Source organism: Acidimicrobiales bacterium, assembly GCA_022452035.1.
In the GTDB taxonomy this organism is placed as follows: Bacteria; Actinomycetota; Acidimicrobiia; order Acidimicrobiales; family MedAcidi-G1; genus UBA9410.
In genome coordinates, this window is the sequence record JAKURV010000003.1 from 25,404 (window position 1) to 49,131 (window position 23,728).

Genomic DNA, 23,728 nt, shown 5'->3' on the forward strand with positions numbered 1-23,728 from the left:
GCGTCGGGTGGTCCGCTCGTTAGCCGCCGAGTTGGGCGCTGAGGCGCTCCCAGTCGGCCATGAGCGCAGCCGCGGCGTCCTTGGCCGCCTCATGTTCGGCCACCACGGCGGCGGCCCGGTCGGGATCCCGGTAGAGGTCGGAGTCGGCCAGGCGGCCCTGTACCTCCAACACAACTGCCTCAGCCGTCTCCCAGTCCCGTTCTGCCCGTTCTAGCTTCCGCCTCAGGCCCTGGGCGGGGTCACGGGGCTTCCCCTTACGGGGCTTCTTGGTGGTAGGGGAGTCGGAGCGGCGTTCCGTCGCGCCGTGCCGGGTGGGGGTCGGGGCGGCATCGGCCTTCACCGGGTAGAGGACCCGGTCGGGGACCCCTTCGTGCCATACGGCCCGTCCGTTCCGAACCTCCACCAGATTGTGGGCCACCGAGCGGATCAGGTGGCGGTCGTGGGTGATCAGCACGACGGTTCCTGGGTAGGCCGTCAGGGCGTCCTCCAGCACGTCACAGCTGGGTAGGTCGAGGTGGTTGGTGGGCTCGTCCAGGATGAGCAGGTTGACCGGCACGGCCAGCGTCTTGGCCAGGGCCAGGCGCGTCTGCTCGCCTCCCGACAGGTCACCCACCAGCCGGTCTACGGTGTCGCCTCGGAAGCCGAACGAGGCCAGGTAGGTACGGGGGTTGCGACCGTCAGTGCCCACGCCGGGCACCGTTTTGAGCTCCTCCAGTACGGTCCGCCGCTCGTCCAGGACCTCGGCCTGAAGTTGGTCGAAGTGGGAGAGGTCGACGTTGGTGCCACGAGTGATCCGGCCATCCAGCGGGGCCATCTCTCCGGTGAGAAGGCGGACCAGGGTGGTCTTGCCGGCCCCGTTGGGCCCGACCAGGGCCACGGTTCGGCCTCGCTCCACCCCGAAGGTGACGTCGCGGAGGACGACCTCAGGGTCCCGTCCGTCGCCATCGTCGTAGCCGGCAGTCACGCCCTCCAACTCGGCCACCAGGCGAGACGAACGTCGGGGCTTGGGGAAGCCGAAGCGGGTTGCCGGGTCGTCAGGTTCCTCGACCACGATCCGGTCCAGCCTCTCCAGGGCCTTCACCCGGCTCTGGACCTGGCGGGCCTTGGAGGCCTTGTACCGGAAGCGCTCGATGAAGCGCTCGGTCCGGGCCACCTGCCGGGACTGCTGGGCGGCGGCCGCCCGTTGCATGGCCAACTGCTCCTCGCGGGCCACTACGAAGTCGGCAAAGCCCCCCACGTACTCGGTGATCCGGTTCCCGGCCAGTTCTAGAATCCGGTTGGCCACCGCGTCGATGAAGTCCCGGTCATGGCTGACGAACAGCAGGCCACCGGACCAACCGGCCAGGTGCTGTTCCAGCCAGGCCACGCTGTCCACGTCGAGGTGGTTGGTGGGTTCGTCCATGATCAGCAGGTCGGGGGCCGATAGCAGCAGCCGGGCCAGGGCGACACGCATGCGCCACCCGCCCGACATCTCGTCCATGGGTCGGTCGTGGTCGGCCGGGTCAAAGCCCAGGCCGGACAGGATCCGGTGGGCGTCGGCCTCGACGGCGTAGCCGCCGAGCTGCTCGAACCGGGATTGGGCCTCGCCAAACTCAATCAGCAGACGGTTCTGCTCGTCGCCTGCCGTCTCGCCGATCCGGGTGCCCAGGGCCTCGATGCGCTGGGCCAGCTCGGTGACCGGCCCGGCGCCCAGCATGACCTGTTCGAATACCGACCGACCGACCTCGTCGGGGAGCTCCTGAGGGAGGTAGCCGATACGAAGGTCCCTGGGTCGGTGGACCTCGCCAGCGTCGGGTTCCTGCAGGCCGACGATGGTTTCGATGAGGGTGGTCTTGCCGGTCCCGTTGCTGCCCACCAGGGCGACGCGGCGACCCGGACCGAGTTGGAGCGAGACGTCGGCGAAAAGGGTCCGGGACCCGAAGCTGCGGGACAGGCCCGAGGCGGTCAGCACGTCGGGAGGGTATCCGGAGGCCTCGAAGGGACCGGACGGTACCCAACGGTCTGGGCGGTGGGTGTCAGGTTTCGGGCGGATCCCAACGAATCACGGCGGCCGCCGACGACATGCCGGCGCCAAACCCCACCATCAGGACCAGGTCGCCGGGGGCCACCCGGTCATTGTCCAGGGCATCCACCAAGGCCAGCGGGATCGAGGCGGCCGAGGTGTTACCGGTCCGCTCGAGGACCATGGCCGCCTTCTCCCGGGGAATGTCCAGGCGCTTCAGGGCGGCATCGATGATACGGATGTTGGCCTGATGGGGGACCACCAGGGCAATGTCGTCGATGTCCACACCAGCCCGCTCCATGGCGTTGCGACCTGCCTTCTCCACGGCCAGGACGGCGCGACGGAACACCTCCTTGCCGTTCATGAAGATCTTGCCGCCGTGCTCGCACGACAGGATCCCAGCTGCCGAGCCGTCCGACATGAGGTCCCAACCCAGCAGGGTGGGGGCGTCGGCCGATCGTTCGATGACTACCGCACCGGCGCCGTCGCCGAACAGCACACAGGTGCCCCGGTCGGTCCAGTCGATGATCCCGCTGAGGGCATCGCTTCCGATGAGCAGGATGCGGTCGACACCACCGGCCGAGAACTGCATAGCTGTCACAAGTCCGTACACGAAGCCCGAACACGCAGCGTTCATGTCAATGGCCCCGCACGACATCCCAAGGTTGTCCTGGACCACCGAGGCACTGGCTGGAAACTGCTGGTCCGAGGTACAGGTGGCCAGGAGTAGCAGGTCCACGTCGGCCGGGTCTACGCCGGCCATGGCCAAAGCGTCGCGACCAGCGGCCGTGGACATCTCAGTGACCTTGCCGTCCACATGGCGGGCGCCGATGCCGGAGCGCTCACGGATCCACTCGTCGGTGGTTTCCACCATCTCAGCCAGGTCGTGGTTGGTGAGCTGGCGCTCGGGAAGGTGGGTCGCCCAACCGGTGATACGGCCGTGGGCCATGGGGTGCTCCGTCAGGGTTATGAGACGGCCGGTGGGGACCGGCCCGTCGGCAGGCTAGTCAAGGACCGCCGAAAGCCGGGTGAGAAGGGGTGCGGCCGGAGTAGGGATAGGGTCGAACGCCCATGCAGGACCACGAACTCGCCGGACTCCTAGCCCAGGAAGCCGGTGACCTGCTCCTCGGGATCCGGGGCCAGGCCGTCGCCGAGGGCTGGCCGTCGTACCGCCTGCAGGACGAGGGGGACCGGCAGGCCCACCGCCACCTGGTGGACCGTCTGGCCGAGCTCCGTCCCGATGACGGACTCCTGTCCGAGGAGGGGACTGACGACGGGGCCCGCCTGGAGGCCAACCGGGTGTGGATCTTGGACCCACTGGACGGGACACGCGACTTCGGCCGGCCGAAAAGCATTGAATGGGCGGTCCACGTGGCCTTGGTGGAGGGGGGTCGGCCGACGGCCGCTGCCGTAGCCCTTCCGGCCAGCGGACAGCTTTATGGAACCGGCCTCTCGGCGGCCTCCCGTCCACTCGAGCGGGAACGCCCGGTGGTCGTTACCAGCCGGTCGCAGTGGGGCGAGGCCGAGGTAGTGGCGGCGGCCATCGGCGGCGTGGTCCGGTCCTTCGGGTCGGCGGGCGTGAAGGCCATGGCAGTGGTTGGGGGGTCGGCCGACGTCTACGTCCACCCGTCAGGCCTCTACGAGTGGGACGCCTGCGCCCCGGCCGCCGTGGCTACCGCCGCCGGTCTAGACGCCAGCGGTCTTGACGGCACGACCCTCACGTTTAACAAACCCCGCCCCGTCGTGCCAGGCTTACTCATCTGCCGGCCGGAATACACCGGGCGGGCACGGTCCGCCCTCCGCTGGTAGGGGTCCCACGCCGTCCTAGCCCACTAGGCGGGTAAGCAGATCGTCTACCAGGACGGCCAGGTGATCCCGGTCGCCGTCATTAACCAGCACGTGGTCGGCCACCGCCCGCCGTTCGGCGTTGGTGGCCTGGGCGGCCATCCGGGACCGGACGTCGTCGGGAACCATGCCCCGTCCTACCAGGCGATCCATTCGCAACTCGGGATCGGCTTCCACCACGACCACCTCGGTGTAACCCCGGCCGTCGGCTAGCCGACCGAGGTCGCTCTCCACCAGCACCGCCATGTCCAGCACCACCAGATCAGGTGGATCCTCGGCCAGAGCATCCAGTCGGCGGAGGATTTCCCGGTCTATGACCGGATGGCTGATGGCCTCCAGGTCGGTCAGGCGACCCTTAGAGGAGAACACCACTTCGGCCAGAGCTCCACGGTCAACAGCCCCATCAGGCCCGAGAATGCCGTCACCGAACTCGGCCACCACAGCGTCACGGACCTCCCGGAGGGTGAGGACGTGACGTCCCAGGGCGTCGACGTCGATGACCACCGCACCCCTTTCTGCCAGGAGGGTGGCCACTGTGGACTTCCCGGCGCCAATGCCCCCGCAGAGGCCTACGACCTTCACGCGAACCGTGGGGCTGTCAGACGGCCGGGGTGATAAGGCCGTAGTGGCCGTCGAAGCGCCGGTAGAGGACCTGGCCCCTGCTGGTGTCCGGCTCGGCGAAAAACACGAACGGCTCGTCGCCCTCGTCCAGCAGCACCTCAGCCTCGTTCAGGGGCAGGTGATTCAGGACCAGGGGTGCCGGATGTATGGGAGGCCTGGTCCGACCCGGAAGGGCCTCGCCGTCCACGCGGGGAACCACGCGCAACCCGGAGTCACCGTTGCGGTACACCACCCGGTCGATGCCGTGGTCGGCGTCCAGGTATAGGTAGAAGCCGTGGTCCAGGAGGTCCATCTCGTCTGCGGCCTCCTCGACGCTCATCGGACGCATGGCCAGCGACTTGTGGCGGACCACCGTCCGGTCGTCGACGGGGAGGTCCGCGTAGCCCGGGTGGGCCGGGGCCGGCTCGGGCTCCGACTCGCGACGCCGGTCTTCCAACCGCTTGCGGTGGCGCCTCAGGCGTCGGCTGAGGCGTTGGTCCAACTGGTCGATGGCCTCGGGCATGGTGTCGGCCGAGGCGTGGGCCCGCACGGCGACGCCGTTCAGATCCAGGGTGGCCTCCGCGATGGCCGGCAGGGAGTCGGTGGTCCCGTCGCGGAGCCGTAACTTGACCACCGCCGAAAGCACGGGTTCGTGCCCCAACTCGCACAACGCCCGGACCTTTCCGATCGCATAGTCCCGATCGCCGAACTCCACCGGTCCCCGGCTGAGCAGTTCGACTTCACAGACGGCATGTGGCTTCGTCAAGCCTCCCCCTTCGTGTGTCGGCCCCGGCAACCGCGACGGCCGGGTATGTGCCCGCCCATCATGTCGCGTGCGGGCCGCGCTGTCAGCCCTACACATTGGCGAAACCCGTGGGGTGGGAAACCATCGGGGATCGGCGAGACTTTTCGACCATGGCCTTCCGACTTGGGACTCTGCGCGACGGTCGGGCCGTTCTCCTCGACGACGGTCTGGTGGAGCCGGGCGACGATGCCGTGGCCCAGTGGTGGGACCTTGGACGGCTCACCGACGGCCGCTTGGCTGACCCCATGGACGCCCTCGGCGACCTCCCGACATTGAACGATCTGACGGGCGCCGACGGCAGCCCGGACGGCGGTCCGGACGGGACGGTGGGCCTGGCCGGGTTGGGTCCGGCGGTGCCGCGACCCCGGAGCGTCTTTGGGATCGGCATGAACTATGTGGCCCACGTCGACGAAATGGGCCGGGCACCGTCCGCAGCACCGGTCATCTTCACGAAGTTCTCGTCCTGTCTGGTTGGCCCATCCGACGACGTGGCTGTGGTCGGTGACCGCACCGACTACGAGGTGGAGTTGGTGGCCGTGGTCGGGCGTCGCTGTCGGAACCTGGCCGAGAGCGAGGTGTGGAACGCCTTGGCCGGCGTCACCGTGGGCCAGGACATCTCCGACCGGGCCCTGCAGACGGCGGCCGAGCCGCCCCAGTTCAGCCTGGGGAAGAGCTACGACACCTTCGGTCCGATCGGGCCTGCTGTGGTGTCCGTCGACCTTCTCGCGAACCGTGACGACCTGGCCCTGAGCTGCGCCGTGGATGGCGAGGTCCGTCAGGACAGCCGGACCAGCCGGATGATCGTGGGCGTTGAGCAGCTGGTGTCTTACCTGTCGCAGGTGTGCACCCTGCAGCCCGGGGACCTGGTGTTCACCGGAACCCCGGCCGGCGTGGGAGACCCCCAGGGTCGGTGCCTGAAGCCCGGCCAGCGGATCGACTCCCACATCCAAGGCGTCGGCCACTTGGTCAACCACTGCGTCTGAGCAGGTGACGCCTTCGGCTGGGACGGCCGTCGTCCGAGATTCCTAGTCCAGGCGTACCGGGGTCGACACCTCATCGAAGAAGTCTCCACCCTTATCGTCGACCACGATGAAGGCGGGGAAGTTCTCGACCTCGATGCGCCACACGGCCTCCATGTCTAACTCCGGGTAGTCGAGAACCTCGACCTGACGGATGGAGTCCAGGGCCAGGCGGGCCGCTGGGCCGCCGATCGATCCGAGGTAGAAGCCGCCGTGGCGGGCGCACGCCTCGGTGACCTGCCGCGACCGGTTTCCCTTAGCCAGCATGACCAGGCTGGCCCCGGCGGCCTGGAAGCGGTCCACGTAGGAGTCCATGCGGCCGGCGGTCGTCGGGCCGAATGACCCCGAGGCGTAGCCCTCAGGTGTCTTAGCCGGTCCCGCGTAGTAGATGGGGTGGTCCCGGAGGTAGTCGGGGAGGGGCTGTCCGGCGTCCAGCAACTCGGCCATCCGGGCGTGGGCGATGTCGCGGGCTACGACCAGGGTCCCGGTCAGGGACAGCCGGGTCTTGACCGGGTGCTGTGACAGCTCGTTGCGGATGGTGTCCATGGGTTGGTCGAGGTCGATAGGCACCACGGTGGCCGACAGGTCCTCGTCGGTGATCTCGGGTAGGAAGCGGGCCGGGTCCTCTTCCAACTGTTCGAGGAAAACGCCGTCGGAGGTGATTTTGCCGAGGGCCTGGCGGTCGGCCGAGCAGGAGACGGCGATGCCGACCGGGTTGGAGGCGCCGTGGCGGGGCAGGCGGACCACCCGGACGTCGTGGCAGAAGTATTTGCCACCGAACTGGGCTCCGATACCGAACCCCCGGGTCATCTCCAAGATCTTTTGCTCCCAGTCCAGATCGCGAAAGCCGTGCCCAGCTTCGCTACCGCTTGTCGGTAGGTGGTCCAGGTAGTGGGCCGAGGCGTACTTGGCCGTGCGAAGGGTGTGTTCGGCCGACGTGCCACCGATGACTACCGCAAGGTGGTATGGCGGGCAGGCCGCGGTACCCAGAGAGCGCAGCTTCTCGTCCAGGAAGGCGGCCAGCCCCTCAGGGTTGAGGAGTGCCTTGGTCTCCTGGAAGAGGTAGCTCTTGTTGGCTGAACCGCCGCCCTTGGCCATGAACAGGAACTTGTAGGCGTCGCCGGCTACTGACTCGATCTCGATCTGGGCCGGCAGATTCGTACCCGTGTTCTTTTCGGTGAACATGTCCAGGGGTGCCAACTGCGAGTAGCGCAGGTTGGAGGTCAGGTAGGTGTCCTGGACGCCTTGGGAGATGGTCTCCCGGTCGTTCCCACCGGTCAGGACCAGTTCGCCCTTCTTGGCCGACACGATGGCCGTTCCAGTGTCCTGACAGGACGGGAGCACTCCGCCGGCCGCGATGCAGGCGTTCTGCAGCAATTCCCGGGCTACGAAGCGGTCGTTGGCCGACGCCTCGGGGTCGTCCAAGATGGCCGCCACCTGGGCTAGGTGCTCGGAGCGCAGCAGGTGGGCGATGTCGCGCATGGCGGTCGCCGTCAGCAGGCGGATGGCCGCCGGGTCGACCTCCAGGAAGGCCCGACCGCCCGGTCCCTCGACGGTTCGGACGCCTTCGGCGGTGAGCAGTCGGAAGTCAGTGGCGGCGTAGGGGTCGTCCAGCAGTGGCAGCAGATCGGTGTAGGCGAACTCGGGGGTGTCGCTCATAGCTCCAACCTAACGGTCGCGGTTCTTCGGAACCCTCGACTTTGACCGGAGGCCGTAGTGAGCGCTGGCGCCTCAGGCAGCCAGGTCAGCCACGATCGGCATCCAGAAGTCGGCGCCGTGGTCGCCTCCAAGCGCGTAGAACATCATGCGATCGACGCAGTCGCCGTAACGAGCCCGGATTTCTGCAGCCACCTTGTCGGGTTCTGCGACGACAGCAAATGCGTCGAGCATCTCGTCGTCGATGAGATCGCCCATGGCTTGCCACTCGCCCCGCTTAGACATGGCGTTGAGGTCGCCGTGGAGGCCTTCCCAGCCGTGGATCTCAAGCACGCCCAGGTAGGCGGGAGTCGAGGCGTAGAAGGCGATCTGCTGGCGGATACCCGTGGCAGCCTTCGCCATGGTCTCCTCGTCGGGGCCGGTGACCACAAAACCGGGGCCGATGATCTCGAAGTCGTCCATCGTGCGTCCGGACTTCGCTAAGCCGGCTTCGATCCTGGGCAGGGTGACCTCGCGCAGGTACGTCTCGGTGGAGAAGGCGTGACAGATCAGGCCGTCGCAGACCTCACCGGCAACCTCGGACATGAGCGGTCCGACCGCTGAGATGAACACTTTGGGCGGGCCGCATTCGTTGGGGCCGGGGTTGAAGAACGGCGTCATCAGGGTGTGGGTGTAGAAGTCGCCGCGGAACGCCAGCTTCGTGCCGTTGTTCCAACAGTCCCAGATGGCCTGCATGGCACTCACGAACTCGCGCATCCTTGCCGCCGGCTGCGACCACTCCATCGAGAATCGCTTGGTGATGTGCGGCCGGATTTGGGTACCGAGCCCCATGATGAAACGGCCGCCGCTGTAGCGCTGCAGGTCATGGCCAATCTGGGCGAGGATCATGGGGTTGCGGGCGAAGGCCACGGCGATCGCGGTACCCAACTCGAGGCGTTCGGTGTGCTCGGCGGCGATGACGTGCGGCAGGAAGGGGTCATGGCTCGTCTCGGCGGTCCAGGCGCCGGCATAGCCCTCGTCCTCGAGGCGCTTCGCCGACGCTCCGATGGAGGCAAGTCCGCCGGACAGGGAAGTGGGGTTCGCGGCGCCGAGTCCGCCGTCGATCTTCATGCGCCGACGGTAGCGGTGGGGTAGGGCACCGCTAGCGTCCGGCCGACCATGGAACTGCTCCTCATCCGGCACGCCCTTCCGACAACCGTGGACAACCGGGACACCGGCCGGGAGGCTGACCCCGACCTGTCGGACCTCGGTCGACGCCAGGCGGCCGCGCTGGCCGACTGGTTGTGTACCGGCCCGACGGCCGAGCCGGTCGACGCCGTGTACGCCAGCCCGAAGGCCCGGGCCGTCCAGACCGTGGCCCCGCTGGCCGAGCGCCTGGACCTCGAGGTGGTCATCGAACCGCTGGTCAACGAGTACGACGCCGGCGAGCCGGAGTACGTTCCCATGGAGCGCCTCCGGGCCTTAGGGGACCCCCGGTGGGGCGCCATCATGGCCGGTGAGGACCTGGACGATCCGGAGGCCTTCCGGGACCAGGTGGTGATCGGGATGGAGCGGATCATCGGCGCCAACCCGGGACGGACGGTGGCTGTGGGGTGCCACGGGGGCGTGGTGTCCGCCTACCTGTCCCACGTGCTGGGCACCGACCGGGTGATGTTCTTCGAGGCCCGGTACACGGCGATCAGTCGGGTGGCCGCCTCGTCGTCGGGTCACCGCAGCTTGCGATCGGTGAACGAGCTGGACCACCTGCGGCTGGCGGGCATACCGTTGAGCGACGTCTGAGCCGACCGGGTGACCGGGCCCCGTCGGTCAGCGGGACAGGTCGGACAGGTTCCGGAAGTAGTCCAGGGCCGACGGGTTGGCCAGGGCCTCGAGGTTGGTGACCTCCCGACCCTCGACCACAGCCCGGACGGCCAGTTCTACCAACTTCCCCGAGCGGGTTCGGGGAAGTTCTGGAACCTCCACGATGACCGCAGGGACATGCCGGGGCGAGGCTCCTGTCCGGACGTCGGAGCGGATTCGGTCTCGGAGCTCGTCGTCCAGGGTGACGCCGTCGGTGGTGACCACGAACAACACCACCCGGGTGTCGCCGTCCCATTCTTGACCGATGACCAGGGCCTCCTCCACGTCGGGGTGCTGCTCCACCCGGCGATAGATCTCGGCCGTACCGATGCGCACGCCGCCCGGGTTCAGGGTGGCGTCCGAGCGGCCGTGGATGATGAAGCCCCCCTCTAGGGTCCGTTCTGCGAAGTCGCCCTGGTGCCACAAGCCGGGGAAGAGGTCGAAGTAGGTGGCGTGGTAGCGCCGGTCGTCGGGGTCGTCCCAGAACCCCAACGGCTGAGACGGAAAGGCCGACCGACACACCAGCTCGCCGCGTACCCCTGGTCCGACCGGGAGACCGGACCCGTCGACTACGTCCATGTCCATGCCCAGCACCGGGCCCTGGATCTGTCCGGCGTGGACCGGGCCGGTCGGCTGGCCGCCTACCAGGCAGCCGCACAGGTCGGTTCCACCGGAGATGGAGGCCAGGTGGACGTCGGCCTTCCAGTCGGCGTACACGTGGGCGAACCCCTCGTGGCTGAGCGGGCTGCCAGTTGAGCAGATTGTGCGGATCGTGCCCAGGTTGTGGGTGTCGACGGGCCGGAGTCCGGCCCGAGCCACCGAGTCGATGAACTTGGCCGAGACCCCGAAGAGGTTGATGCCACAGTCGTCGGCCAGGTCAAACAGCCGGTCGCCGTCGGGGTGGAAGGGCGATCCGTCGTAGAGCACCAGGGTGGCGCCGGTAGCCAGGCCGGAGGCCAGCCAGTTCCACATCATCCAGCCAGCCGTCGTGAAGTAGAAGACGCGGTCTCCGGGACGGACGTCGCACTGCAGGCGGTGCTCCACCAGGTGCTTGAGCAGGATCCCACCGGCCCGGTGCACGATGCACTTGGGCCGACCGGTCGTGCCCGAGGAGTACAGGACGTAGAGGGGATGATCGAACGGCAGATTCGCGAACCGGACGGTGTCCGGGCCGTGGGGCGACAGGAACTCCTCAAGAGTGACGGCGCTGCCGGGCAGGGGGCCGGACGGCCCCGGCCCGGGGACCACCACAACCCGTCGGAGGTCGACCAGCCCGTCGGCCACCTGGACGAGCCGCTCGGTCATGTCGTGGTGGCGACCGGCGTAGTGGTAGCTGTCGGTGGCGAATAGGACCACCGGTCGGATCTGGCCGAACCGGTCTAAGACCCCGTCGATTCCGAAGTCGGGCGAGGTGGACGAAAAGACGGCGCCGATGGACGCCGCGGCCAGCATCACGGCGTACACCTCGGGCACGTTGGGCAGCCAGGCGACGACCCGGTCGCCCGGTTCCACGCCGAGTTCCAGGAGAGCCTGCTGCAAGCGCGACACCAGGTCGTGGAGTTCCCGCCACGTGACATCTCTACGGGTGCCGTCCTCGCCGCGGGCCATTATCGCCGGATCGTCGCCACTCCGCGACAGGAGGTTCTCGGCCACGTTCAGGCGTCCGTCGGGGAAGAACCGTGCCCCGGACAGGTTCGTGGCGTCGCCTCCGACGGTTCGACCGCCTGGGTCACCCACCACTCCTAGGTGCTCCCAGACGGCGGCCCAGAACTCGTCCGGCCGATCGATCGACCACCGGTGGAGGTCGTCGTAGCCGCCAGCTACGCCGACCGACATCCGGAAGGCCTCGATCTGGGAGGCGGACCGGCGGTCGGTGTCCGGGGTCCAGAGGGGGTTGGCCATGGTCTCCGGAGACTAGGGCGGGCACGCCGGCTGGGAACCCGATGGGCCAGACTGCGGCCATGGAGGACGAGGTGGTTCCGGTGGACGGGGCACGTGGGAGGTGGTTTGAGGAACTGCCCGTCGGACTGGTAGTCCGCCACGCCCTTTCTCGGACGGTGACCGAGGCCGACAACACCTTGTTCTGCGCCCTGACCCACAACCCTCAGCCACTGCACCTGGACGCCGAGTTTGCTGCCAGCACCGAGTTCGGCCAGCGCCTAGTCAACAGCCTGTTCACCCTGGGTCTGGTGGTCGGGGTCAGCGTGGCTGATACCACCCTGGGGACCACGGTGGCCAACCTGGGATTCGAGGAGACGACGTTCCCAGCTCCGGTGTTCCTGGGCGACACCCTGCACGTCGAGACCGAGGTGATGGCGGCTCGCGGGTCTCGTTCCCGGACCGACGCCGGGATTGTGGCTTTCGAGCACCGAGCCCACAACCAGCGCGGCGAACTGGTGTGTCGGACGCGACGCAACGCCCTGATGCGCCGTCGCCCCTGACGTGACCCCGATCCCCGTTCTCACGGATTCCCGGTAGGGCCTCGCTGGCGTAGGCTCGGCGACCGTGCCTGAGGACCACCCCGCCGCCGTCTCGTCGTCGGACGGGCAGTCACTCGGACGGGGTCACAACCACGGGGTAGTTGATGACCTGCACGTAACCGTGGGACGGCGTCTCCGGGCCTCCGGGATGCGCTACAGCCGGTCCCGCTTTGCCGTGGTTGAGGTTCTGGCTGACGCCGGTCGACCGGTCACCCTCCGTGAGATCCTGGTCGTAGATGGTGGGCGACGTCTGGCCCAGAGCTCGGCCTACCGGAACCTCGCCGAGCTGGTGGACGTGGGGGCTGTCCGACGGGTGGACGCCGGCGACGACCGGGCGCGCTTCGAGCTTCACGAGTCGCTCACCGGGCACCACCACCACCTGGTGTGTGACGTCTGCGGCCGAGTGGAGGACTTCCGGGTTCCGGACGAGTTTGAGCGGCAGGTAGCCGCCCTGGTCGACGTGGCCGAGGGCGGGGGCTTCCGGGTGGACGCCCACCGCTTTGACATGCTCGGCCGGTGCGCCGACTGTCGGTGAGCTGCCGACGCCGGAGGTCCGGCGAGTGTTCCTGAAGCGCCCGGCCGCCCGGGTTGTCCTCCTCGACCGGGAGGGGCGGATCTTCCTCGTCAACGCCGAGGATCCGCTCGACCCGTTCAAGCCGCCGTGGTGGGAGATCCCGGGTGGTGGCATCGACTGGGGTGAGGACAGCGCCACAGCAGCAGCCCGGGAACTAGTCGAGGAGACGGGTATCGAGGAGGTGGAGATGGGTCCGATCATCTGGACCCAGCACGTGCAGTTCACCTTCGGTGGGTACTTCTTCGACAGCCACGAGAAGATCCACGTGGCGTGGTGTGACGGCGGTGACTACCGGCCCCGGCACCTGGAGGCCCTGGAGGCCGCGGCCTTCCGGGGAGCGCGCTGGTGGGCCCTAGACGACCTACTGGCCTCTGACGAGCCAGTGCTCCCGGCCCTACTGCGCGAGCACCTGAGTCCCATCGTGGCCGGGAATCTGCCCGTCGAACCGATCGACATCTCGCCGGAACCCCTCGACTGACCGGTCGATAAGACAGGCCGAGGTGGTCAGGCCAGGGACTCCAGCCCGCCCCAGGCCAGTCGGGCGGCCAGGGCAGCCATCTCCTCGGCCGATCGAGTCCGACCCTCGTGCATCCAGTGACGGATCATGCCCTCGGACATCCCGTTGATGCCCGCCGCCATGGCCAGCGCCGATCGGTGGTCCACGACCCGGATGAGGCGGGTCAGGTACTCGGCGAACGAGTCCCGAACCTGACGGGCGTCTCGTCGAAACTCGGGGTCTACGGCCAGGCTCGAGCCGTAGAGCACTGAGAAGGCGGCTGGGCGCTCGTCGAAGAAGTGGAAGAAGGCCCGGAAGCCGGCCTCCACTTGACGCCGCGGCGTCTCTTCCGCCTCAGCGGCCTCGATGGCCCGCATCAGCCTGTCGCCTGTTTCGGTCAGGAGGACCTCGAACAGGTCGTGCTTCGACACGAAGTGCTGGTAGAGCACCGGCTTGGTTACGCCGGCCTCCGAGGCCAGGGCGTTCATGGACGTGTCGTGATAGCCGTGGCGGGCGAAGACCTCGAGGGCGACATCCAGGATCTGGCGACGACGCTCGGCGGCCGGCAGGCGTGTCTGGGTGGCCGTGACGGTCATCAGGGGCCTGGGAGCTGGTCGACGATTGTTGACACACTGTGACGGTAGACACACTGACGGCCAATGGGAGAAGCCGGGCGGGGAAAACCCCCTTGGGCACCTGGCAGGGGTCGGTCAGTGCCTGCGGTCCGTGCCCCGATCCTCATCGTCGGCGGCCCGCACTGCGTAGTGGAGGACAATGGCCGGGGCCAGCACGACAGATCCGGCGACCAGCAGCACCACCAGGCTGGTGGCCACGCGGCCCGAGAACCCAGAGGCCAGCCCGGCGGCGAAGATAACCAGGGAGGCGGCGAACGCCAGGTAGCCAAGCCGTTGGCCCAGCCGGGCCAGGCGTCGGAGGGATTCGCGCCGGACCAGCATCGGATCGAGGGGCTGTGACGGGGAGTCGGGTGGGGAGGTCACGGGAGCCAGCCTGCCTCAGCTAGTAGGGATTCCAGCCCTTCGGCCATCCGTCTGGTCGACAGTTCTTCGACCGCCACCTCCCGGTTGTGGGCCAGCAGAGTTTCCCGCTGGTCGGCCGGTGAGGCCAGCCAGTCCCGGAGGGGTTCCGGGTCGCTGGCGTCGAACCAGGCGAATCCCAGAGCCCGCAACTCATCAGCCACCGGGTAGTCGCCGACGGCCACGGGCCGTCGGGCCAGGGCGGCCTCGACCGGTGGGTTGCCGAAGCCCTCCCAGCTAGACGGGAAGGCCACTACATCGGCCGCTGCGTAGAGGTCGGACCGGTTGGCGTGCGAGGCGTGGATAACCGGACAGCGGGCGGCCGCCAGTTCCCGTGCCAGATCGGGTCCGTAGCCGTCTTCGGCCGGTCCGGAGAGCCAGTAGGTGGCGTCCAATGACTCGGCGAGGGTCACGGCACGGCCTACCGCCTTGCGGGGAATGGCCCGAACCGGATGGACCACCAAGCGGTCGTCGGCGCCTAGCCCCAGTCGGTCCCGGGTGGCCTGGTGGTCGCCGAGGGGAGGGTCCGGGTCGAACCCGTTGCGGATGGTGGTGGCGGCGATTCCCCGTTCGGCCAGGTCCCGGCGGGTCAGGTCGTTGACTGTGACGTGGCGCCACGCCGGGTCATCCGGTGGTAGGTCAGTCACGTGGGCGAAGCGGGTCCGCTGCCACGGGAGGTCGTGGTGGTGGAGGACGGCCGGCCGGCCCCGGAGAACCCCGGCCAGGACGCGGGCGGCAGACGGGTTCAACGGGAGAGAGCACAAATTTTCTACCACCACCAGGTCGGTTCCACGTAGGACCTCAACCAGCCGGTCGGCTTTCGGCGGGCTGGAGGCACCTACGCTCAGGCCTTCCACCAGGGTCAGTGGCCGGTCATTGTCCCAGCCCGGCTCCACCGCACCGGCCAGGAAGTCCACCCCGAATCCCAGCCCGGCGAGCGCGTTAGCCCAGTTCCGTGCTACGACCGAGACCCCGTCGGTCGGGCCGAAGCGGAAGGAGACAATGGTGCAGCGAGGCATGGGGCTCCCGGTCCTCCCAGACCCGTCCGACGGCGACCTCCGGGCCGTTGTGCAACGGGTGCTCGACGACCACTGGGTGCCGGAAGGGTACGCAGCGCCCAACACGGGGGTCTACCCGTGGCAGTGGCTGTGGGACTCGTGCTTCCACGTGCTTATCTGGCGGGCGCTCGGCGACCGGGACCGGGCCCAGCGGGAACTGGCCGAGATGTTCCGCCCGCAGGGACCCTCCGGCTTTGTGCCCCACGTGAACTACGTCCGGTCGCCGGGGTTTCACGAGGACCTGTGGGGGCGGAGGGACGGCTCGGCAATCACCCAACCGCCAATGTACGGCCACGCGGTGGCCGAGCTCGTCCGGGCTGGCTGGCCACCGGACGACGAGGTGGTGGCCTTTGCGGTCTCGGGACTGCGGTTCCTGCTAGAGCACCGGGCCCGCGACGGGAACGGGCTCGTCCTGGCATGCCACCCCTGGGAGACGGGTACCGACGACTCCCCCCGCTGGGACGACCGGTGCCCGGACGGCTTTGACCGGTCCCGCTGGGCGTCGGTCAAGGACCGCTTGGTGTCCACCATCGAGACCGGCTCCGACGGCGAGCCCCTTCACAACCCGGTGTTCCCGGTGGCCCCGACGGGCTTCAATGCGCTCATCGCCTTCAACGCCCGGGAGCTGGCCGCCGTGGTCGACGATGCCGGGCTGGCCGAAGAGGGCGACCAGCTGGCCGCCGCCCTGGTCGATCGGTGGTCCGAGGAGGCCGGAACCTGGGTGGACGCCGGTCCGACGGCCGACGGCTCGGGTCGGGTACGGACCCTGGACGCCCTGCTCCCGCTCCTCGTCGACGACGAGCCTGGTCGGGCGGCGACCGTGGTCGACCAACTCCTGGACCCGAGAGCCTTCGGAGGTCCGGCCGGTCCGGCTGGCGTGCATCGGGCCGAGCCGACCTTCAACCCGGATGCCTACTGGAGGGGCCCGGTATGGCCCCAGCTGGCCTACCTGGTGGTCCTGGCCGTCGAGCGGCACTCGCCGACCGCCGCCGCCCACCTGGCCCGGACCACGGTGGCTGGGGCGTGGGCGTCGGGGCTAGCCGAGTATTGGAACCCGGACACCGGAGCGGGTCTTGGTGCCGTCCCGCAGTCCTGGTCGGGCCTGGCTCTGGTGCTGGCCGAGCGGCGTTAGCGGCGAGAGTCCCGGGCCGAGCCGACCATCTCGCCGCCGTCCTCGACCATCAGGTAGCAGTGGATGCCTCGGAACCGGGCCTCCTCGTGCTCGAAATCGGTTCTCGACGGGGTGAGGTAGCCCAACTCCAGCTCGGAGAGCTCGTAGATCTGGCCCACGAAGGCGGCAAAGGCGCCATAGCACTCGGCCCGGGCGTAAGCCTCCATCTCGCTGTCTCCGGGCCACGGTGCCCCGGCTCGGGCCGGGTGGTCGGTCCGGAGGTACACCTCGTGCTGGTGAGGGCCCTCGCAGGGCACCCTGGTGTCGATCTCGACGTGCCGGTCGTTTTGCACCCAGGAGTACCGGTTAAAGCAGGTTCCGTCGGCCAGGTCGTGCAGGTTGACCACGTCGCCTACCCAGTCAGGTATGCCCTCGTCGGCCAGGGTAGGTCGGGCCTCCACGATCGACGTGGTGGCCACCGCCGGCCCCGCTGCCGGAGGGGCCGGGGCGGTGCCGTCCTCGGAGCAGGCGCCAGCGAGCAGGAGGACGGCCGTCATGGTGGCCGCCGGGAGCCGTTGTTGAGCGGACCGGGGCATGGGCATGGGGTCAGGGTACGGCCGACCGGTACCGTGACGGGGTGCCGGTGGTCGAGTTGCGTGGGACGGTGGCGCTGCTGGGGAACTTCCCCGCGCTGGCCGGGGTGGATCTGACGGTCCGGGCCGGCGAGACGGTGTTAGTCCGGGGCCCCAACGGGGCCGGGAAGACCACCCTGCTTCGCCTATGCGCCGGCCTAATCCGGCCCGAATCCGGGTCGGCCACCGTGCTGGGCCATGACCTGGTCATGGAGCGTCGGGCGGCCAGGCGTCGGGTGGCCCTCCTGGGACACGCCAATGGGCTCTACGACGACCTCACCGTCGTGCAGAACATGCGCTTCTGGGCCCGGGCAGCTGGCCTCTCGTCCGGCGAGGCAAGTCAACGGACGGCTTCGGCGCTGGACCGTCTAGCAGTCGCCAGGCGACTCCACGACCAGCCGGTCCACACCCTCTCGGCCGGCCAGCGTCGCCGGACCTCGCTGGCCGCCCTAGTCGTACGACGACCGGAACTCTGGCTGTTGGACGAGCCCCATGCGGGGCTGGACCAGGCCGGCCGGGACGTGGTTGACGCTCTGGTGAGCGACGCGGTAGCCGCCGGGGCCACTGTGGTGGTGTCGTCTCACGAGCTGGAGCGGGTGGCCACCCTCTCGCCCCGGGTGGTGACCGTGTCCGGTGGGATGGTGGTGGACGACACCGCCGGCGGGCATGGGCGGCCGGCCGATGGTTGACGTACGCCGGTTCCTGGGTGACGTTCGGCTGGTTGCCGGCCGCGATCTACGGATCGAGGCCCGTTCCCGGGTGGTCGCCGCCCAGGTGGTGCCCTTCGCTCTACTGGTCCTGGTCCTGTTTGGCTTCGCCCTAGATGCCGACCAGCGCACCCTAGGTACCTTCGCTCCGGGGCTGTTCTGGGTGGCCGTCCTCCTCAGCGCCCTGCTGGCCGTCCACCGGTCAGCGACACTGGAGCAGTCGGACGGGACGCTGGACGCATTGCGCATGTCCGGCTTGGCGCCGCTAGCCCTGTTCCTGGGCAAGGCGGCGGCTGTGTTCGTGCAGCTTCTGGCCCTCGAGGCGGTACTGGTCGGGGGGCTCTTGGTGTTCTACGGCGTCGAGGTGGACGACCCCGCCCTGTTGATAGTGGCCGGTGTGCTGGCCGGGGCCACGGTGGCCGCCGCCGGTACCCTCTACGGCGCGCTGGCCTCGGGTCTCGGGGTGCGGGAAACCCTCCTGCCCATCCTGTTGCTCCCGGTTCTGGCGCCGGTGCTGATCGCAGCCACCCGTGCGTTCGACGACGCCCTGGGGGTCGCGGCGGTGGACGGATGGGCCTGGACCGGGCTGCTGGCCGCTACCGCTTTGGTCGCCACCGTGGTCGGCGCCCTGGCCTACGGCGCGCTGATCGAGGACTGACCGGGAGCACCCATGGCCGGACCAGACGAGCGACGAGACGGAACCGGGTCCCGCGGCTCGCGGCTACTGGGCGCCGGGGCGCTGCTCGGCGTTGCGGCGCTGGTCGTCCTGGCCTTCGTGGCAACCGACGCCGACGTGCGTATCCACCCCACGACCGGTGAGGAGTTCGGACAGTTCGATGCCGTACGGATGCTTTACCTGCACGTTCCGATGGCTGTGCTTATGTACGCCGCCTTCGTGGTTTGTGCCGTGGCCAGCGTCGGGGTGCTGTTGCGCCGCTCGGCCTGGTGGGATGTCATGGCCTACGCAGCGGGTGAGGTGGGCACGGTGCTGTGTGGCCTGGTCCTGGTGACCGGCTCCATCTGGGGCCGACCAGTCTGGAACACCTGGTGGGAGTGGGGCGACGTACGCCTCATGACCACTCTGGTCCTCTTCCTGTTGTTTGTCGGCTACCTGGCGTTGCGTCGCACCACCGCTGACCCCCGCCTCCAGGCCCGGAGGGCGGCCGTGGTGGCCCTGGTGGCCGTCCTGGACATCCCGCTCATCAACCGCTCGGTGGCCTGGTGGGAGAACCGGACCCTCCACCAGCAGTCCACCCTGGCCGAGTTAAAGATCGAGGACCTTACGCTGTTCACCCTCATGTTCGGCTTCCTGGTCTTTGGCCTTGTGGCCTGGTGGCTGCTTGTCCACCGGTTCCGGGTGGGATGGCTGGAACAGGCGGCGATCGACCACGACGTGGCGACGGCCCTGGCCGAGCGCCGGTCCGAAACCTCGGCCACCGACCTGGACGCCGCGGTCGGCCGCCGGAACGATGGGGAAGACACGGTATGACCCACGTGGGCTATCTGGTGGCTGGGTGGGGCATCTCGCTGGTCGTGTTGGGCGGTTACGCCTTCGGCCTGGTACGTCGCGGTCGACGGTTGGCGCCCCGGGTTCCCGTGGACGGACGTCGCTGGATCGACTCGTCGGGGTCCGACCGTGGTTGACGATCTCGGACCACGGTCGGCTCCCCTCGACCTGACCCCTGAGCCGGCACGGCCGGTGGTCCGGACCCGGCGTCCTGGGGCGATGCTCCTACTCCTGGGAGTGGTGGCCGCCGTGGTCTTCGTGCTACTGCGTTCCCTGGGCGACGCCTCCCTGTTTTTTTACGAGGTCCCCGAGGCGGTCGAGCTGCGGTCTGAGCTCGGCGACGACCGGTTCCGGGTGGTGGGCACCCCGCAGCCCGGCCTAGTGGAGGGCGAGTTGGGGGGCGAGGCGGCGGTCGTCTTTACCCTGTGCGCCGGTGACGTCCTGGCCGACGTGGTCCACCTGGGTGACCCGGCTGAGCTCTTCCAGCCCGGAGTGCCGGTGGTGCTCCAAGGGGCCTGGAAGGCTGGAAGGCCCCCGGACCTGACCGGGCTGGACGGGGCGGCCGACGACGGCTGGTTCCTGCGGACGGACCACATGGTGGTCAAGCACGACAACGACTACCGGTCCGACGGCGCCCAGCTGGCTCCCTGCGGGACGGTCGGTTGAACGCCACCCTCGGCACGCTCTTCGTCGCCCTCGGCCTGTCCGCCTCGGTGGTCGGAGTGGTCGTGGTGGCCTACGGCCTGGCTACCCGTAACCCAGCCCTGGTCGTGCGTTCTCGGGTGGCCGTGGGATTCCTGGCCGTAGCCGCCGTAGGCCAGGTGGCGGCCATGGAGCGTGCGCTCATCACCCGGGACTTCACGGTGGCCTTCGTGGCCGAGCACGGCAGTCACCGGACGCCGGCTCTGTTCAACGTGGCCACTCTGTGGTCGGCCCTCGAGGGATCGATCCTCTTGTGGGTCCTGGTCCTCGTGGGCTACGTAGTCCTGGTGGCTAGGCGGTTCCGCGACCGCCTGGACGACCCGATGGTGGGGTGGACCCTCCTGGTCCTGTTCGCCGTCTGTGCCTTCTTCTTCCTGCTCCTGGCCGGGCCAGCCCATCCGTTCGGCCGGTTCAGCCCATGGCCGGGCTACGACGGACCGGGTCCCAACCCGCTCCTCCAGAACCACGTCCTCATGGCTTTTCACCCGCCGGTCCTGTACCTGGGATACGTGGGCTTCACGGTGCCGTTCGCGCTGGCTGTGGCGGCCCTGGCCACTGGACGCCTTGGCGAGGGCTGGCTACTGGAAGCCCGGCGGTGGACCTTGGTCGCTTGGGGGTGCCTCACTGTAGGAATCCTGTTGGGGGCCTGGTGGTCCTACGACGTCTTGGGCTGGGGCGGTTACTGGGCGTGGGATCCGGTGGAGAACGCCTCCTTTCTGCCTTGGCTGACCGGGACGGCTTACCTGCACTCGGTCATGGTTCAGGAGCGGCGGGGGATGCTTCGGGTCTGGAACCTGTCCCTACTTTGTGCCACGTTCTCGTTGACCATCCTCGGGACCTTCATCACCCGGTCGGGGGTCCTGGATTCCGTGCATGCCTTCACCGAGTCGGCCATCGGGCCGCTCCTGCTCGGCTTCTTTGCCGCCGTGGTGGCGACCACCGTGGGCCTAATCGCCTGGCGGGGCGACGAGCTCCGCACGGTGGGGTGGATCGACTCTCCGGTGTCACGCACTGGGGCCTTCCTGGCCAACAACCTGCTGTTCGGGGCCTTCGCCTTCGTGGTGCTCCTGGGCACCGTCTTTCCGCTGCTGGTGGAGGCGGCTCAGGGGAACCGGATCTCGGTCGGCAACCCGTACTTCGAGCGGATGACCATGCCAATCGGCTTCGCCCTGTTATTCATGATGGCGGTAGCCCCGGCACTGCCGTGGAGCCGCACCTCGGCTGACATGCTCTCGGTGCGCCTCCGGTGGCCGGCGGTGGCAGGGGCGGGGGCCATGCTGGCCGGCGTCCTGCTGGGCAGCCGCGGCTGGGCACCCACCCTGGCTGTCGGCCTGGCCGGCTTCGCCGTGGGAGGCGCTGTTCGGCAACTGCTCCTGGCCGTGGGAGCCCGGGGTCTCAGGGGCCTGATGGGCCGGTCCAGCGGAGGCATGGTCGTCCACATAGGGGTGGCCGTGGTGGCTGTGGCCTTCGCCTGCTCCTCGGCCTTCGTTCGCCAGGCCGAGTTTCGGTTCACCGATCCGGGCGATCGGGCCTCGTTCGCCGACCATGAGTTGGTCTTTGACGGCGTGGCCACCGTGCAACTTCCCGAGAAGACTGAGGTCCGAGTGGCTGTGCTGGTCGACGGGCACCGCTACCTACCGGCCATCAGCGCCTTCCCGTTCGGAGGCCAAACAATCGGCACGCCGGCTACCAGGTCCACGTTGCGCGACGACCTCCAGTTGGCGGTGTTGGCCGTGCCGGACGAGGAGTCCTCAACCACCGTTGTCCGGGTCACCGTGCAGCCCTTGGTGATGTGGCTGTGGGTTGGTGGGGCAGTGATGGCGGTGGGGACGGCCCTGGCCGCCGTCCCGACGGGCCGACGCCGCGACGAGGTTGACGTGCCATCGGTCGATGAGGTGGCCTCATGAGCCCGGTGCGGTCGGCGGCTATAGCCGTGGGTCTCGTCCTGGCCGTCCTGGTAGCGGTGTTTGCCACCCGTGACTCCAGCCGGGACCGGATGACCACCCACCTAGTGGGGGGCGTGGCCCCAGCCGTTGTCGGCACGGCGGTGGACGGCTCGACCTGGGACCTGGACGACCATCGGGGCAGGTGGGTGCTCGTCAACTTCTTCTCCACCACCTGCGTACCGTGTATCGAAGAGCATCCGGAGCTGGTGGCCTTCGCCGAGGCCCACGCGTCGGCCGGTGACGTGCGGCTGGTGAGTGTGGCCTTCGATGACCGTCCGGCCGCCGTGGCGGCGTTCTTCGCCGAGAACGGTGGGGGATGGCCGGTACTCGTCACCGATACGGGTCGGATCGCCGTGGACTGGGGCGTGGTGGCCGTGCCCGAGTCATACCTGGTGACCCCCTCGGGCCACGTGGCGGCCAAGGTGGTAGGCGGGGTCGACCGGAACAGTCTGGAGGACCTGCTGGATCAGGTCTCGGCAGGGGCGTCGTGAGGGCCGCATGGTGAGCCGACGCCTGACCTGGCTAGTCGTCCTGGCTGTAGTCGTGGGGAGCCTGGTGGCCGCTGAGCAGGTCGGGCGGCCTCCCCTCACCAACGCCGACCGGGTCCATGCGTTGGCTGGTGACTTCGCCTGTCCAGTTTGTCGTGGACAGTCCCTCGGGGAGTCGGACGTACCGATCGCCCGGACCATCCGTTCGTCCATCCGCACCATGGTCGACGACGGTCGGACTGACGACGAGATCCGATCCGTGCTGGTGGCCCGATTTGGCGAAGACATCGACTACACGCCGGGGGGAGAGGGCCTGACCGGGCTCGTCTGGGTCCTCCCAGTGCTGGCCGGTGGGGCGGCGGCGGTCGGTCTGGGGTTGGCGCTCGTACGGTGGCGGGGGGGACGGTCCGGTGGGCGGCCCCCCCGGCCGTTAGTCGTCGGGGGCGTCCTGCTAGTCGTCGTGGTGGCCGGGCTCCTAGTGGCCCGGACGGCTGGTCAGCGCCCGACGGGTGGGTCGCTCAGCGGTGATATCCGGTCGTCGACCCGCACCCTGCTGGTGGAGGCGGGGGTGGCAGACCCCGAGGAAGCCGTCGTCCTGTACTCACAGGTCCTGGAAGTGCAGCCGTCTAACGCGGAAGCGCTGGCCTACCGCGGCTGGGTCCGTTGGCGAAACGGCGAGGGCCCGTCGGCCCGTTCCGACCTAGACGAAGCAGTGGCTGTCGATCCCGCCTATCCAGACGTCCGGGTGTTCCGGGCCTCCCAGCGCCACGCCGACGGGGACCACACCGGGGCGGCTGCCGACCTGGTTGCCCTCGACGGCCTGGCCGCGCCGCCCATCGTGGGCGACCTGCTGGCTGCCAGCCGACTGCGAGAGCGCATCGCCGTCGGCCTGGCCTCCGACGGCGATCTGCTGGAGGCCCTGGAGGTCCTCGATTCTGGGCTATCGGCCGATCCAGAGAGCAGTTCGCTGCTCGCTGAGCGGGGCTGGCTGCTGGTCCTCACCCGGACGCCGGAGCTGGTCCAACGGGGCCTCAACAACCTGGACGAGGCGGTCGCCGTCCAGCCCGGAGACCCGCACGCCCGGGCTTACCGCGCGGTGGCCCTGGCCACGGTGGTCGGGAGGCCCGGTGACGCGACTGCCGACCTAGCGGTGTTCGCCGCGATAGACAGTCCTCCGGCGGACCTAGTGGACCTGCTGGTCGGGATGGGGCTCCTCGGAGGCTGACC

Annotated in this window: 26 protein-coding genes; 15 read left to right on the plus strand and 11 right to left on the minus strand. The window is 68.9% G+C overall.

The genetic code is table 11. The features are described 5' to 3' along the window. Window positions 1-19: 19 nt before the first annotated feature. Together MK181_01935 and MK181_01940 are read right to left on the minus strand one after the other, a co-directional pair. Window positions 20-1,951 carry an ATP-binding cassette domain-containing protein gene (locus tag MK181_01935; protein MCH2418554.1) on the minus strand — a complete coding sequence of 644 codons (1,932 nt, stop codon included), beginning with the start codon at window positions 1,949-1,951 and terminating at the stop codon, window positions 20-22. Between the two features lie 64 nt (window positions 1,952-2,015). Then, on the minus strand, window positions 2,016-2,951 hold the full coding sequence (locus MK181_01940) for a ketoacyl-ACP synthase III (protein ID MCH2418555.1): 936 nt from the start codon (window positions 2,949-2,951) through the stop codon (window positions 2,016-2,018). A gap of 122 nt (window positions 2,952-3,073) precedes the next feature. Between MK181_01940 and MK181_01945 the strand changes: the two genes are divergently transcribed. Next, window positions 3,074-3,811, plus strand: a complete 738-nt coding sequence (locus tag MK181_01945) for a 3'(2'),5'-bisphosphate nucleotidase CysQ (protein MCH2418556.1) — start codon at window positions 3,074-3,076, stop codon at window positions 3,809-3,811. Window positions 3,812-3,826: 15 nt separating this feature from the next. Here the strand turns inward: MK181_01945 and coaE are convergent, their stop codons facing one another. After that, on the minus strand, window positions 3,827-4,429 hold the full coding sequence (coaE, locus tag MK181_01950) for a dephospho-CoA kinase (GenBank protein MCH2418557.1): 603 nt from the start codon (window positions 4,427-4,429) through the stop codon (window positions 3,827-3,829). 16 nt (window positions 4,430-4,445) lie between these two features. Beyond that, complete coding sequence (locus MK181_01955; protein ID MCH2418558.1) at window positions 4,446-5,213, minus strand: sigma 54 modulation/S30EA ribosomal C-terminal domain-containing protein; 768 nt, start codon at window positions 5,211-5,213, stop codon at window positions 4,446-4,448. 149 nt (window positions 5,214-5,362) lie between these two features. On the opposite strand from MK181_01955, the gene MK181_01960 reads away from it, so the two are divergent. Next, complete coding sequence (locus tag MK181_01960) at window positions 5,363-6,235, plus strand: fumarylacetoacetate hydrolase family protein (GenBank protein ID MCH2418559.1); 873 nt, start codon at window positions 5,363-5,365, stop codon at window positions 6,233-6,235. 42 nt (window positions 6,236-6,277) lie between these two features. Here the strand turns inward: MK181_01960 and MK181_01965 are convergent, their stop codons facing one another. Next, window positions 6,278-7,930 carry a fumarate hydratase gene (locus MK181_01965; protein ID MCH2418560.1) on the minus strand — a complete coding sequence of 551 codons (1,653 nt, stop codon included), beginning with the start codon at window positions 7,928-7,930 and terminating at the stop codon, window positions 6,278-6,280. A 72-nt stretch (window positions 7,931-8,002) separates the two neighbouring features. Further along, window positions 8,003-9,037 carry an LLM class F420-dependent oxidoreductase gene (locus tag MK181_01970; GenBank protein ID MCH2418561.1) on the minus strand — a complete coding sequence of 345 codons (1,035 nt, stop codon included), beginning with the start codon at window positions 9,035-9,037 and terminating at the stop codon, window positions 8,003-8,005. Between the two features lie 48 nt (window positions 9,038-9,085). On the opposite strand from MK181_01970, the gene MK181_01975 reads away from it, so the two are divergent. Next, window positions 9,086-9,706, plus strand: a complete 621-nt coding sequence (locus MK181_01975; protein MCH2418562.1) for a histidine phosphatase family protein — start codon at window positions 9,086-9,088, stop codon at window positions 9,704-9,706. 27 nt (window positions 9,707-9,733) lie between these two features. Here the strand turns inward: MK181_01975 and MK181_01980 are convergent, their stop codons facing one another. Beyond that, the gene (locus MK181_01980; protein MCH2418563.1) at window positions 9,734-11,668 is read right to left on the minus strand and encodes an acetoacetate--CoA ligase; all 1,935 of its coding nucleotides are present in this window, start codon (window positions 11,666-11,668) and stop codon (window positions 9,734-9,736) included. Between the two features lie 59 nt (window positions 11,669-11,727). Here MK181_01980 and MK181_01985 point away from each other — a divergent pair, with 59 nt between their 5' ends. The 3 genes from MK181_01985 (at window position 11,728) to MK181_01995 (ending at window position 13,298) form a co-directional block, all read left to right on the plus strand. Beyond that, on the plus strand, window positions 11,728-12,207 hold the full coding sequence (locus tag MK181_01985; GenBank protein ID MCH2418564.1) for a MaoC family dehydratase: 480 nt from the start codon (window positions 11,728-11,730) through the stop codon (window positions 12,205-12,207). Between the two features lie 64 nt (window positions 12,208-12,271). Next, the gene (locus MK181_01990) at window positions 12,272-12,781 is read left to right on the plus strand and encodes a transcriptional repressor (protein ID MCH2418565.1); all 510 of its coding nucleotides are present in this window, start codon (window positions 12,272-12,274) and stop codon (window positions 12,779-12,781) included. A gap of 25 nt (window positions 12,782-12,806) precedes the next feature. Beyond that, window positions 12,807-13,298, plus strand: coding sequence for an NUDIX domain-containing protein (locus MK181_01995; GenBank protein MCH2418566.1), 492 nt, complete (start codon window positions 12,807-12,809; stop codon window positions 13,296-13,298). A 26-nt stretch (window positions 13,299-13,324) separates the two neighbouring features. Here MK181_01995 and MK181_02000 read toward each other — a convergent pair whose 3' ends face one another. From MK181_02000 to MK181_02010, 3 genes are all read right to left on the minus strand, one after another. After that, a complete protein-coding gene (locus MK181_02000) occupies window positions 13,325-13,912 on the minus strand; it encodes a TetR/AcrR family transcriptional regulator (protein ID MCH2418567.1) in 588 nt (195 codons plus the stop codon). Between the two features lie 114 nt (window positions 13,913-14,026). Further along, entirely contained in the window at window positions 14,027-14,314 is a 288-nt protein-coding gene (locus MK181_02005; protein ID MCH2418568.1) for a hypothetical protein, read from the minus strand. Further along, window positions 14,311-15,369: a glycosyltransferase family 4 protein gene (locus tag MK181_02010; protein MCH2418569.1), complete on the minus strand. Its 1,059-nt coding sequence runs from the start codon at window positions 15,367-15,369 to the stop codon at window positions 14,311-14,313. Before MK181_02010 ends, MK181_02005 begins: the two co-directional genes overlap by 4 nt. Between MK181_02010 and MK181_02015 the strand changes: the two genes are divergently transcribed. Then, complete coding sequence (locus MK181_02015) at window positions 15,356-16,540, plus strand: hypothetical protein (protein MCH2418570.1); 1,185 nt, start codon at window positions 15,356-15,358, stop codon at window positions 16,538-16,540. The genes MK181_02010 and MK181_02015 overlap by 14 nt on opposite strands. On the opposite strand, the gene MK181_02020 is transcribed toward MK181_02015, so the two are convergent. Then, the gene (locus MK181_02020) at window positions 16,537-17,121 is read right to left on the minus strand and encodes a septum formation family protein (GenBank protein MCH2418571.1); all 585 of its coding nucleotides are present in this window, start codon (window positions 17,119-17,121) and stop codon (window positions 16,537-16,539) included. The two genes, MK181_02015 and MK181_02020, sit on opposite strands and share 4 nt — an antisense overlap. 35 nt (window positions 17,122-17,156) lie before the next feature. On the opposite strand from MK181_02020, the gene ccmA reads away from it, so the two are divergent. Genes ccmA through MK181_02060 form a run of 8 tightly spaced genes read left to right on the plus strand, consistent with a single transcriptional unit; the run spans window position 17,157 to window position 23,726 of the window. Further along, window positions 17,157-17,840 (plus strand): heme ABC exporter ATP-binding protein CcmA, encoded by a 684-nt coding sequence (gene ccmA / locus MK181_02025; GenBank protein MCH2418572.1) that lies wholly within the window; start codon window positions 17,157-17,159, stop codon window positions 17,838-17,840. Further along, window positions 17,833-18,516, plus strand: coding sequence for a heme exporter protein CcmB (locus MK181_02030; GenBank protein ID MCH2418573.1), 684 nt, complete (start codon window positions 17,833-17,835; stop codon window positions 18,514-18,516). The genes ccmA and MK181_02030 overlap by 8 nt, the downstream gene beginning before the upstream one ends. 12 nt (window positions 18,517-18,528) lie before the next feature. Next, window positions 18,529-19,347, plus strand: coding sequence for a cytochrome c biogenesis protein (locus MK181_02035; protein ID MCH2418574.1), 819 nt, complete (start codon window positions 18,529-18,531; stop codon window positions 19,345-19,347). Beyond that, complete coding sequence (locus tag MK181_02040; GenBank protein MCH2418575.1) at window positions 19,344-19,502, plus strand: hypothetical protein; 159 nt, start codon at window positions 19,344-19,346, stop codon at window positions 19,500-19,502. The genes MK181_02035 and MK181_02040 overlap by 4 nt, the downstream gene beginning before the upstream one ends. Further along, on the plus strand, window positions 19,495-20,031 hold the full coding sequence (locus MK181_02045; GenBank protein MCH2418576.1) for a cytochrome c maturation protein CcmE: 537 nt from the start codon (window positions 19,495-19,497) through the stop codon (window positions 20,029-20,031). The genes MK181_02040 and MK181_02045 overlap by 8 nt, the downstream gene beginning before the upstream one ends. Then, window positions 20,028-21,974: a cytochrome c biogenesis protein CcsA gene (gene ccsA / locus MK181_02050; protein MCH2418577.1), complete on the plus strand. Its 1,947-nt coding sequence runs from the start codon at window positions 20,028-20,030 to the stop codon at window positions 21,972-21,974. The genes MK181_02045 and ccsA overlap by 4 nt, the downstream gene beginning before the upstream one ends. Beyond that, on the plus strand, window positions 21,971-22,504 hold the full coding sequence (locus MK181_02055) for a TlpA family protein disulfide reductase (GenBank protein MCH2418578.1): 534 nt from the start codon (window positions 21,971-21,973) through the stop codon (window positions 22,502-22,504). The genes ccsA and MK181_02055 overlap by 4 nt, the downstream gene beginning before the upstream one ends. Window positions 22,505-22,514: 10 nt before the next feature. Further along, window positions 22,515-23,726 carry a cytochrome c-type biogenesis protein CcmH gene (locus MK181_02060; protein MCH2418579.1) on the plus strand — a complete coding sequence of 404 codons (1,212 nt, stop codon included), beginning with the start codon at window positions 22,515-22,517 and terminating at the stop codon, window positions 23,724-23,726. The last annotated feature ends 2 nt before the right edge of the window (window positions 23,727-23,728 follow it).

Bases quoted from the DNA above. Each gene is read 5' to 3' on its own strand.
- MK181_01940 (MCH2418555.1), bottom strand. From the start codon at position 2,951: ATGGCCCACGGCCGTATCACCGGTTGGGCGACCCACCTTCCCGAGCGC.
- MK181_01945 (MCH2418556.1), top strand. From the start codon at position 3,074: ATGCAGGACCACGAACTCGCCGGACTCCTAGCCCAGGAAGCCGGTGAC.
- MK181_01960 (MCH2418559.1), top strand. From the start codon at position 5,363: ATGGCCTTCCGACTTGGGACTCTGCGCGACGGTCGGGCCGTTCTCCTC.
- MK181_01965 (MCH2418560.1), bottom strand. From the start codon at position 7,930: ATGAGCGACACCCCCGAGTTCGCCTACACCGATCTGCTGCCACTGCTG.
- MK181_01970 (MCH2418561.1), bottom strand. From the start codon at position 9,037: ATGAAGATCGACGGCGGACTCGGCGCCGCGAACCCCACTTCCCTGTCC.
- MK181_01975 (MCH2418562.1), top strand. From the start codon at position 9,086: ATGGAACTGCTCCTCATCCGGCACGCCCTTCCGACAACCGTGGACAAC.
- MK181_01980 (MCH2418563.1), bottom strand. From the start codon at position 11,668: ATGGCCAACCCCCTCTGGACCCCGGACACCGACCGCCGGTCCGCCTCC.
- MK181_01985 (MCH2418564.1), top strand. From the start codon at position 11,728: ATGGAGGACGAGGTGGTTCCGGTGGACGGGGCACGTGGGAGGTGGTTT.
- MK181_02000 (MCH2418567.1), bottom strand. From the start codon at position 13,912: ATGACCGTCACGGCCACCCAGACACGCCTGCCGGCCGCCGAGCGTCGT.
- MK181_02010 (MCH2418569.1), bottom strand. From the start codon at position 15,369: ATGCCTCGCTGCACCATTGTCTCCTTCCGCTTCGGCCCGACCGACGGG.
- MK181_02020 (MCH2418571.1), bottom strand. From the start codon at position 17,121: ATGCCCATGCCCCGGTCCGCTCAACAACGGCTCCCGGCGGCCACCATG.
- MK181_02030 (MCH2418573.1), top strand. From the start codon at position 17,833: ATGGTTGACGTACGCCGGTTCCTGGGTGACGTTCGGCTGGTTGCCGGC.
- MK181_02035 (MCH2418574.1), top strand. From the start codon at position 18,529: ATGGCCGGACCAGACGAGCGACGAGACGGAACCGGGTCCCGCGGCTCG.
- MK181_02040 (MCH2418575.1), top strand. From the start codon at position 19,344: ATGACCCACGTGGGCTATCTGGTGGCTGGGTGGGGCATCTCGCTGGTC.
- MK181_02055 (MCH2418578.1), top strand. From the start codon at position 21,971: ATGAGCCCGGTGCGGTCGGCGGCTATAGCCGTGGGTCTCGTCCTGGCC.